Source organism: Arthrobacter sp. Dra40, from assembly GCF_059091905.1.
This window is the reverse complement of record NZ_JBNHHB010000005.1, coordinates 145,639-154,802: the sequence shown is the minus strand read 5'-3', so window position 1 is coordinate 154,802 and position 9,164 is coordinate 145,639. Positions and strand designations below refer to the sequence as shown.

8 protein-coding genes and 1 pseudogene are annotated in these 9,164 nt (G+C 65.2%); 5 read left to right on the top strand and 4 right to left on the bottom strand.

Translation table 11 applies throughout. The features are described from left to right. Positions 1-185: pseudogene (locus AC5RWT_RS04630) on the bottom strand (hypothetical protein); the annotation flags it as partial. Between the two features lie 537 nt (positions 186-722). On the opposite strand from AC5RWT_RS04630, the gene AC5RWT_RS04625 reads away from it, so the two are divergent. Further along, positions 723-1,151, top strand: a complete 429-nt coding sequence (locus AC5RWT_RS04625; protein WP_494079327.1) for a hypothetical protein — start codon at positions 723-725, stop codon at positions 1,149-1,151. Positions 1,152-1,250: 99 nt separating this feature from the next. Beyond that, positions 1,251-1,787, top strand: a complete 537-nt coding sequence (locus AC5RWT_RS04620; RefSeq protein WP_494079326.1) for a hypothetical protein — start codon at positions 1,251-1,253, stop codon at positions 1,785-1,787. Positions 1,788-1,883: 96 nt separating this feature from the next. Here AC5RWT_RS04620 and AC5RWT_RS04615 read toward each other — a convergent pair whose 3' ends face one another. Continuing rightward, positions 1,884-3,359, bottom strand: a complete 1,476-nt coding sequence (locus tag AC5RWT_RS04615) for an MDR family MFS transporter (RefSeq protein ID WP_494079325.1) — start codon at positions 3,357-3,359, stop codon at positions 1,884-1,886. A 102-nt stretch (positions 3,360-3,461) separates the two neighbouring features. Beyond that, on the bottom strand, positions 3,462-3,935 hold the full coding sequence (locus AC5RWT_RS04610; protein WP_494079324.1) for a MarR family winged helix-turn-helix transcriptional regulator: 474 nt from the start codon (positions 3,933-3,935) through the stop codon (positions 3,462-3,464). A 138-nt stretch (positions 3,936-4,073) separates the two neighbouring features. On the opposite strand from AC5RWT_RS04610, the gene AC5RWT_RS04605 reads away from it, so the two are divergent. Then, positions 4,074-4,316 (top strand): DUF2630 family protein, encoded by a 243-nt coding sequence (locus AC5RWT_RS04605; protein ID WP_494079323.1) that lies wholly within the window; start codon positions 4,074-4,076, stop codon positions 4,314-4,316. A 110-nt stretch (positions 4,317-4,426) separates the two neighbouring features. On the opposite strand, the gene ku is transcribed toward AC5RWT_RS04605, so the two are convergent. Continuing rightward, complete coding sequence (gene ku, locus AC5RWT_RS04600; RefSeq protein WP_494079322.1) at positions 4,427-5,284, bottom strand: non-homologous end joining protein Ku; 858 nt, start codon at positions 5,282-5,284, stop codon at positions 4,427-4,429. Between the two features lie 82 nt (positions 5,285-5,366). Between ku and AC5RWT_RS04595 the strand changes: the two genes are divergently transcribed. Next, complete coding sequence (locus tag AC5RWT_RS04595) at positions 5,367-7,925, top strand: ATP-dependent DNA ligase (protein ID WP_494079321.1); 2,559 nt, start codon at positions 5,367-5,369, stop codon at positions 7,923-7,925. A gap of 135 nt (positions 7,926-8,060) precedes the next feature. Further along, complete coding sequence (locus AC5RWT_RS04590; RefSeq protein ID WP_494079320.1) at positions 8,061-9,140, top strand: LacI family DNA-binding transcriptional regulator; 1,080 nt, start codon at positions 8,061-8,063, stop codon at positions 9,138-9,140. The last annotated feature ends 24 nt before the right edge of the window (positions 9,141-9,164 follow it).

Sequence of the window (9,164 nt, the reverse complement as noted above, 5' to 3'; positions counted from 1 at the left end):
ACGTCGGTGGGATCAAGGGAAGCAAGTGCCGCGGCCAACAGTTCCGGGGACACGGGGGCAGCAGCGGCAGCCTCATCCCGGCCGTCGTTAGCGACGCATAGCCTGACAAGCGATGTTCCCTTCCCGGGGTCCAGCTCATACCCCAGCAATATCGCGGCTGTACGGATCTCCGGACTCAAAGCCATCGCGAGTTCCAGACATAGCCGACGCCCTCGAGGTCCCTCAAGGAGCAAATCAGTCCTCTTCTGCATCTGCTCATCGTCGCACCTCAACGCCAGGCCAAGGCCACCGATGCCACGCGGGCATGGCAGGTCCGATGTCACCGCTGAACGCCCACCCTCAGCCGGATGAATCCATCTACAAGGTTGGAGAAGGGCCGATCACGCACAGCACGCCGCGCGTGCATCAAGGCGGGCCTCGCTGCCTCTCGGACTGTGGAAAGCAATTTCTGTCTTTTGCTGCTGTCCTGTGGATCATACGTGCCCGCTCCGGCGGCTCAACCGGCCTGCGGCCGGCCGCACGGTCAGGGGTTCGGCTCGGCGCTCCTGCGTCGCTTATTTCCTCACCGAACTCTCCTGACCGCTTGCCCTAACGGGTTGGCCCCGCCTCCGTCGACCACAGCTCCGCAAGCTCCGCCAGCAGGCAAAAAACGTCGGGGGAGAGGGAACCGGATCTGCTGGTCACCGAAGGATTCCCGCACCTGTGAACCAAAGGAGCAAACCATGAAAACTGCAACGCTGAGCCGCACTAACACCACGGACACCGGCGAGACCATCACCGTCCCGGACCTTCCTGTCTATGACAGGACCGGGGACGGATACGACTGGATGGAAACCCTCGACGGCGCCGGCTGGACCGCACTGCCGAACTGGGGATCCGAGGGCTGGGACGCCGGAGCATGGCCGCTGATCATCCTGACCGTGGCCCGCACCCGGGACGAAACCGGTGAACTGTTCGGCTACGGAACCTACGTCGAAGGCGACACTGCCGCCTCCTGGTTCCGCTCCCAGACCGCGTGCTTTGAAGCCATCACGGCCGAAGTGTTCTTCCACTGGCAGATGGGCCAGTCCGACGGCCCGGCCAACCTGCCCACCACGGCCACCGAACTTCCCGCTGCCGACCGGAAACCCTACCCCGGCTGGACACGCTAACCAACCCCAGCAGTGGCTGCCCGGCTGGTGCCGGCCGGACAGCCACGATGCGTTTGGAGCGGTTGACAACATCATTGAGACTCCTTCGGATTCCTGGCCATGAGCGTTGGCGCCTTCATCAACTCCAACGCAGACGTGACCAACCGCGACGTGACCACCTTCATCCTGCCGTCCCTGCTGGTAGGCCTGGGCTTTGCCTTCACGCTGAGCCCGATGACTGCCGTTGCCGTGAACTCGGTGCCGCGGGAACTGACCGGCATGGCCAGCGCCACCACTAACCTGCTGCGCGACCTCGGATTCGCCCTGGGCCCCGTGCTGGTGGGGGCCATCGCACTGTCCGCCGCGGGCGGCCAATTGATGGGATCGCTGCAGACCTCCGGTCTGGCACCGGACCAGCTGGGCCCTGCGATGGGCATCGCCGAAGCCGGCGGCCCCATCGCGCTCAACAGCATCCCTGAGGGTGTTCCCGGTTCGGGCGCCAGCCAGTTTGCACTCGAGGCCTTGGGCAGCGGGTTCACCCAGGCCTTCCTGGTGGTTGCCATCGCAGCCCTGGCTGCGGCCTTGCTCAGCTTCTTCGGGCTGCACGGTGTCCGCGAGACCGATCAGGAGGCAGCAACAGTGGAAGACGCGGCCTAGTCCCTCCTCGCCCTGTGCCGCAGTAATAAGGAAGCCGGTCATTTCCCAGCGGGATGACCGGCTTCCTCGTATCGCGTGGAGAGGATCCGCAGACGCTTAGTGGTCTGCCTCCGGCTGCAGGCGGCGCACGAACGGGGCGCACACGACGGCAACGAGGCCCAGGATGCCGCCCACCGTAAAGGCGACGCGAACGCCGTCGACCAGGGTGACGTTGTCCGCGATGCCGCTCGAAGCGGCCATGGTGGTGCCGATGGTCATGGCCGCGATCAGCACGGCGGTGCCGGCGGCGCCGGCCAGCTGCTGCAGCGTGTTCATGATGGCGCTGCCGTGGCCGTACTGCTCTCGCGGCAGCGCTCCTAGGGCAACGGTCATCAGCGGGGTCATCAGCATGGCCATGCCGACGCAGAACACCGTGTGGAAGACGACGATCATGGCGATCGGGGTGTCTATGTGGACACTGCCCAGCAGCCACTGTCCGCCGGCCAGCAGCACGGCGCCCGGAATGACGATGGGACGGGGTCCGACCTTGTCGTAAATGCGGCCGACAATCGGGGAAACGATGCCCTGGATCAACCCGCCCGGGAGCAGGGCCAGTCCGATAGTCAGAGTGCCCAGGCCCATCCCGTTTTGCATGAAGATCGGCATGACCATGACGGTGCCCAGCATGGTCGCCATGGCGATCATGACGATGACCACGGAGATGCGGAAGTTGTGCACCTTGAACGGACGCAGATCCAACAGGTCCGACTCGGTCTTGCGCAGGGCACGCTGGCGGTTGATGAACAGCACCAGCGCGATAACGCCGACAACGAGGGCGACGATCGGCGCCCAGGCCCCTTCCATCAGGTCGGCAATGGAGGAGAGTGCGTAAACGATGCCGCCGAAGGCGAAGGCGGACAGGATGACCGAGAGGACATCCAGCGGGGCCTTGCGGGTTTCCTTGCCGGTCTTGATCGCGAAGACGCCGAAGAGGAACACGATGACGGCAACCGGAATCATCAGGCCGAACACCCAGCGCCAGTTCAAGGAGTCGATGATGGCGCCGGAAAGGGTGGGGCCGATGGCCGGAGCCACGGAAATCACCACGGAGTTCAGGCCCATCACCGTGCCGCGGTGCTTGACCGGGACGGAGGTCAGCGTGGTGGCCATCAGCAGCGGCAGGATGATTGCAGTGCCGCCGGCCTGGACGATGCGGGCGATCAGCAGGATCGCGAAGGTCGGCGCAACGGTGGCCAGCGCCGTGCCGACGATAAACAGCAGCATCGCCGCGACGAAGAGGCTCTTGGTGGTGAAACGCTGGAGCATGAAGCCGGTGGTCGGAATGACGACGGCCATGGTGAGCATGAAGCCAGTGGTCAACCACTGCGCGGTGGTGGCACGGATGCTCAGATCCGCCATCAGATTGCGCAGGGCGACGGTCAGCACAGTCTCATTGAGGATCATGATCAGCGCTGACAACACCAGCGCAGTGATCACGGCGGCGACGCGCTTGGGCGAGATCCTCTCAGGCTCTACGGCCTTTGCCGCCTCCACCTCTCCGGGCGGAATTTTCTCCTCTAGGACGTCTTTCATGGACACCTTTTCTGGTTGTTTGGGGGTGGCACGCTGGGCAATGTAATACTTACAAAAGTATAAGCATAATACAAAACTGAGATCCGGGAGCTCGGGAAGCCCTCAGCTGGGTTCCCCGATCAGGACGGCCAAGCGCTGGAGGGCCGGAAGGCTGCCCGCAAGCTGCTCCTGCTCCTCCGGGCGGAGCTTTGCGGCCGCAGCGCCGAGCGCCTCGGCCCACGCTGTCTCCAAGAGCGTTCGGATGCGCTGCGATTCCTGGGTGGGGTGCAGCGTGACGTAGCGCTTGTCTGCCGCGTCGCGGATGCGGGTCACCAGGCCGCGGGCAACCAGTTCGCGGAGCTGTGTACTGACGTTGCTGAATTGGCGGTCCAAGCGGGCGGCGACTTCTGCGACGGTGATACCAGGCTGGGATTCGATGACGCGCATGATGTCCACCATGCCGTTCGGCAGCAGCGGAATGCCGGCATTCTCATGCGATTTTCGGCGCACATCGGACGAAATGTCGATCAATGCCACGGCAAGCTGGCGGTGGTCCACGGCGTGGCCCCGCACGGCCCCGGGCTGGGTGTTCTCCATCCCCCAAGCATAAGATGCGGCGCCGGGCAGGATGCCGGATGGCAGCCGAGGCCTCGCATTCAGTCCATCGATGAGGACCCTAGCCCGCGGACAGCGTGCGACGTAGCCTGAGGTGACTACCGCAAGGAGGGACGTGCGATGGACCAGGACATCCACAAGTACATCAACGCGTTGGTCGAGAAGGAACAGCAACTGCGGGACTCCATGCCGGACGATTCGGACAAGGCCTCGGCCCGTGCCGCCGAACTCCGCCGTCTAGAGGAGCAACTGGACCAGTGCTGGGACCTGCTGCGCCAACGCCGGGCCAAGCGCAAGGCCGGCGAGGATCCCGGCGAAGCGGAGACCCGACCGGTGGACGAAGTGGAGCACTACCGGCAATGACATCCACCCCGGTCTAGAGGCCGGAGCACCTCACCGCCCTGGGTAGGCACGCGAAAGGCGAGTTGCAGCGCCCGGTGCTGCGCCTCGCCGTCGTACTCTCGGGGCGGAATTTAGGCGCCCTTTGACGCCTTGGAGGACTTGGACCCGGACTTCTTCTTGGCGGCGGAGCCGGAGGAGGACTTGGCCTCGCGGTTCTTCTCCACGCTGCGGCGCAGGGCCTCCATCAGGTCCAGGACCTTGCCGCCTTCTTCCTCTTCTTCCGCGCCGAAGGTCTTCTCCGTGTCCAGCGCTTCGCCCTGCTCCAGCTTCGCCTCGATCAGGGTGCGGAGTTGTTCCTGGTACTCGTCGGTGTAGTCGGCGGGCGTGAAGTCCGAGGAAAACGAATCCACCAGAGCCGCCGACATCTCCTTCTCCTTGGCAGAGATTCGTACTGTCTCTTCCAAGGACGGGAAACTGGCCTCCCGCACTTCGTCCTCCCAGAGCAGGGTCTGGAGCATGAGGACCTTGCCGCGGACGCGCAGCGCCGCCAGCCGGGTCTTTTGCCGCAGCGCGAACTGCACGATGGCCGTGCGGTCCGTCTCCTCCAGCGTCTTGCGCAGTAGCACGTAGGCCTTGGAGGACTTCGAATCCGGCTCCAGGTAGTAGCTGCGGTCGAACATGATCGGATCGATCTGGTCGCTCGGCACGAACTCGACCACTTCGATTTCGCGGCTCTTTTCCACCGGCAGCGACTTGAAATCCTCGTCGGTAATCACCACCGTGTGCTCGCCGTCGTCGTACGCCTTGTCGATGTTCTGGTAGTCGACCGTCTTGCCGCAGACCTCGCAGCGGCGCTGGTACCGGATGCGGCCGCCGTCCTTGTCATGCACCTGGTGCAGGCTCACATCGTGGTCTTCGGTGGCGCTGTAGAGCTTGACCGGCACGTTGACCAGCCCAAAGGCCACGGCTCCCTTCCAGATGGCTCTCATGGCACTAGTCAACACCCGGAGGCAGTACAAAGCCAGAGGCAAGCCACTAGCCAATCGGGCAGGCGGCGGACAGACTGGCGGTATGGCCACCCCGAAATCCAGCCAGCAGGAGACCGTCACCGTTGACGGGCGCCGGCTCAGGCTCACCAACCTGGACAAGGTGCTGTATCCGGAGACCGGGACCACCAAGGCGGAGGTCATTGCCTATTACTCCGAGATCGCCGAGTACCTGATTCCGCATGCGGCCGACCGGCCGGTGACCCGTAAGCGGTGGGTGCACGGCGTGGGCACCGCCGCCGAACCGGGACAGGTGTTTTTCCAAAAGAACCTGGACAAGTCGGCACCCGACTGGGTCAAGCGGCACTCCATTGAACACAAGAGCAACACCAACGTCTATCCCTTGGCCAATGACCGGGCGACCCTGACCTGGCTGGCCCAGATTGCCGCCTTGGAAATCCACGTTCCGCAATGGAAGTTTGGTCCGCGCGGCAAGATCAACAACCCGGACCGGATGGTGCTGGACCTGGATCCGGGCGAGGGCGCCGGGCTGCCGGAGTGCGTTGAGGTGGCGTTCCTGATCAAGGACATCCTGGAGGGGATGGGTCTTGACCCAAGGCCGGTCACGTCCGGTTCCAAGGGGATCCATCTCTACGCCGGTCTGGACGGCAAGCAGACCTCCGACGAAGTCAGCCAGGTGGCCCACGAATTGGCCCGCCTGCTGGAGGCCGACCATCCTGGCCTGGTGGTCAGCGACATGAAGAAGTCGCTGCGCCAGGGCAAGGTGCTGGTGGACTGGAGCCAGAACAACTGGGCCAAGACCACCATTGCCCCGTACTCGCTGCGGGGCCGGCCGCATCCCACCGTGGCGGTGCCCAGGACCTGGCAGGAACTGCAGGACCCGGACCTCACCCATCTGGACTTCCGGCAGGTGCTGGAGCGGGTCAAGCAGATCGGGGACCCGCTCGCGGGCATGGCCGGCGGCAGTGCAGACGAAGAGTCGCTGGCCGCGGCGCCGGCGGCGGACCGGCTCAGCGTCTACCGCTCCATGCGCGATCCAGACCGGACCCCCGAACCGGTGCCGGCAGCCATCGCCCCGCGGGAGGCGGAACAACCGGTCTTCGTGATCCAGGAACACCACGCACGCCGCCTGCATTACGACGTTCGGCTGGAGCATGAGGGGGTGCTGGCGTCCTGGGCCGTGCCCAAGGGGCCGCCGGTGACGGCGGGCAAGAACCATTTGGCCGTCCAGACCGAGGACCACCCGATGGAATACGCCACCTTCGAGGGCACCATCCCCAAGGGCGAATACGGCGCCGGGGTGATGACCATCTGGGACAGCGGCAGTTATGAAGTGGAGAAGTGGCGGGACGGCAAGGAAGTCATCGTGGTGCTGCATGGTCGCCCGGACGGGGGGCTCGCTAACGACGGCGGTCCCTCCGGTGCGCGCCGGTACGCCTTGATCCACACCGGCGGCGAGGATGGCAAGAGCAACTGGTTGATGCACCTGATGAAGGAGCAGCCGCGCCCAGAAGCCGCGAGGGCGCAGAGCGCACCGTCAAAGGACCAGGACAAGGACCAGGACAAGGACCAGGACAAGGGAGCCGCCAGCGAGCCGGCGACGCCGGTCAGCGCCGGCTCCGCGCCGGCGACTGTTGCGGCGCCGCAGCCGGTCAAACCCATGCTGGCGGTCCAGGGTACGGAGGCCTCCATCGACGAGGACGATGGCTGGGCGTACGAGATGAAGTGGGACGGGATTCGCGCTGTCGCCGTCGTGGCGGGGGGCGAAGTGCGATTGATCAGCCGCAACGGCCAAGACATGACCAAGACCTACCCGGAGCTCTCGGACCTGCCGGAGCATGTGCTGGCCCAAACTGCGGTGCTTGATGGCGAAATCGTCGCGCTCGACGCCAAGGGGCGGCCGGACTTCGGCCGGCTCCAGAACCGGATGAACCTGGTGAAGACGGCCGATATTGAGCGTGCGGCCAAGAAATATCCGGTGGACTATTTCCTCTTTGATTTGCTGGAATTGGACGGAACGGCAACGCTTGGGCTGGAATACTCCCAACGGCGCGAAATCCTCAAGGAAGCGGTGGAAACGCCCCGGGACGGACACATCCAGGTTCCGCCGGAACTGGACGCCGCCTTGGCAGAAGCCGTTGCCGCCAGCCGGGAAGTTGGCCTGGAAGGGATTATTGCCAAGCGCACGGACAGCAGCTACGCGCCGGGCCTACGGACAAGGAGTTGGATCAAGATCAAGCACCAGCTGACCCAGGAAGTGGTCATTGTGGGCTGGCGGCCGGGTAAGGGTTCCCGCGCGCGCAAAGTCGGCTCGTTGCTGGTGGCCGTGCCAGACGGCGTGGAACTGAGCTACCTGGGCCGGGTCGGTTCCGGCCTGACCGAGCGGGAACTGGCCGAGATCGGATCCCGGCTGAAGAAGATGTCCCGCAAGACCCCGCCGCTGGACGGCGTGACGGCGGCGGATGCCTCGGATGCGCACTGGGTCCGGCCTGCCTTGGTCGGCGAGGTGCAGTTCAGCGAACGCACCGAGGCCGGGAAGCTGCGGCACCCGGTCTGGCGGGGCTTCCGGCCGGACAAGAAGCCGTCGGACGTCGTCGTCGAAATTCCGCAGTTCCAGCCCTGACCGGACGGTCCCGGAAGCTTAAAAGTTTTTGCACCGAACCCCTATCATTCTGCCGATGAATCGTTAGTCTTTACCCAGAGGAACTTCAGGGGGAAGTTTCCGGGGGATGTTTCTTGGGGAAGAAGGCAGAACCTCATGGGGAGTTCATTTAAGCCGACTATTCGCGACGTTGCCGAGCGGGCCGGAGTCTCGCTGGCAACGGTGTCCTATGTCTTGTCCGGGCGGCATGGGGGGTCAACCCGGATCAGCGAGCCGACCAAAGCCCGGGTGGTGGAGGCCGCCAAGTCGCTGGGCTACGTGCCCAACCATGCTGCACGAGGGATGCGGCGCGGGCGGACGGACACGGTCGCCGTCGTGGTGGAAAACCTGGATTCGGCCTGGGACCGGCAGTTGGCAGAGGTGGCCAACCGAGTGCTTCCGGAACACGGCTACCGCGTGGTGGTCCTGCTGGGCCAGGAGGCGTGGCGGAACTTCATGCTCTCCGGCGGCGCGGACGGCGCCATCCTGGGCTTCAGCACCGAGACGCCGGAGGAAGACCACACCCTGCGCGATCTCGCTGACCGCGGCGTGGCGCAAGTAGTGGTGTCACAGTTCCAGCAGCCGGACGGCTTCGATGTGGTCTCCGTTGACGCCGAAGCGGGCATCGCGCAGGCGGCCGCATACCTGGCCGCCCGGCACAGCCGCATCGCGGTGCTGCACAGGGGCGGGCCTGCACCGGGTCCGCGGGGTACCCGGCTGGAGCTGTTCCGGCAGGCCATGGCCGACCTCGGGGTCGAACTGGACGAGAACCTGGTCCGGGCAACGCACGGGTCCTGGCGCGAGTCGTACGAGGTGACAGGCGAGCTCCTGAAGCTGGCCGATCCACCCACTGCGTTCTTTACCACCGCGGATCTGGAGGCACTGTGCGTCTCCGGTTCCGCCACCGCGGCCGAACTCCGGATCCCCGAGGATTTGGAAATCATCGGGGTGGAGACCTCGGATTTGGGCCACCACTCCGACCCGCCGATGAGCTCGGTAGGCCCGGATCCGCTGGTGGGCACCGTGGTGGACCTGCTGATCGACCGGTTGGAGGGGCGTACCCCCACCAACGGACGCTTGGTGCCCGCACCGTGGAAGCTGCACCACCGAGGGACCACGGTGGCCGGTGCCCCGGTCGAGGCTGCAGCGGACGGCTCGGATGAGGCGGCCGACAGCGTTTCCGACGGGGTGCCCTAGCCGAGCCGGCACTAGAGTGCAGGG